Raw genomic sequence first — 1,015 nt, forward strand, 5'->3', positions numbered from 1 at the left:
ATCGGAATCCCCGGCGGCCAGGCCGTAGACCAGATGCTCGGTGGAGACGTACTCGTCGCCCATCTCGGTGGCCAGCCGCTGCGCCGGCCGCCTCATGCCCGCGTGCCCGCGCGATCGCGTCGGCCAGATCTGCCAGCCACAATAGATCCGAGGCCTGCTCGACGGTCTGCGCCGCAGCCACATCTGACATCGCCTCGGCAGCCGCAGCGTGGGCCTCGGCCAGGCGAGTTGCCAGGGGTGGGCGGGCGCGGCGGACTAGGGGCTCGCACAGCCAGTTCTCGGGCTGTCGGTAGGGGGTGTGGGGGATTTCGGCGCGCCAGGCGCGCAAGGACTTCGAATCCCACTCGTTCGGTAGGACGTCGTAGGGGATTTGCTGGCTGAGCAGGTTGTGGCACCGGTCGTGGATGACGATTCCGTAGGCCAGCGCGGTGCTCAGGCGGGTGCGGACGAACTTGTCGAAGGCGAGGCCCTGCGGCTGTTGCCCGCGCAGCCAGGCATCGATCTCGCGGAGATGGACGATGGGTCGGGCGGGCAGTTCCGGTGGCGCGCCCTTCAGCCGCAGCGTTTGGAGGGCGGGCAGGGCGAGTCCCGATGCGGCCCGCCTGGCCTCGCCCCGGGTGAACAGGGCGGAGACAGTGGCGAATTCGTCGCGGACCCGCGCGATGCCCGCGGTCACGCCGAGCTCGTGCACCGCGACGGCGGCGCGCAGCAGTACCGTCGCGGCCAGCGCGTCCTGGATCGCCCGTTCGACGGAATGCCGCCACAGGCTGTGCCAGGTGGGCCGGAAGTGGATGGCGCTCAGCAGGGTCAGCGGGCGGGAGGTCGAATCCTGTGCCTGTTTGAGGACTTCCGCCTCGTCGAAGCGGCGGTAGCGTTCGGCCAACGCGTCGAGGACCGACAGATCGTGGCTCGCGATCAGCCGTCCCTACCTTTTAGCGGTCCGGCCCCGTAGGGTCCGGATGCCCCGGGAGGGGTGGGTATGGCTCTCAGTCGTCTGCCGATCGTGTGGCTCCCG

Annotated in this window: 1 protein-coding gene and 1 pseudogene; one reads left to right on the top strand and one right to left on the bottom strand. The window is 70.0% G+C overall.

Going from position 1 to position 1,015, the window contains the following annotated elements:
- Nucleotides 1-84, bottom strand: a pseudogene (locus ACWELQ_RS46275) (Clp protease N-terminal domain-containing protein); the annotation flags it as partial.
- 286 nt (nt 85-370) lie between these two features.
- Here ACWELQ_RS46275 and ACWELQ_RS46280 point away from each other — a divergent pair.
- Nucleotides 371-952 carry a hypothetical protein gene (locus ACWELQ_RS46280; protein WP_452403285.1) on the top strand — a complete coding sequence of 194 codons (582 nt, stop codon included), beginning with the start codon at nt 371-373 and terminating at the stop codon, nt 950-952.
- Nucleotides 953-1,015: the final 63 nt, after the last annotated feature.

This window comes from Nocardia sp. NPDC004722, assembly GCF_053601505.1.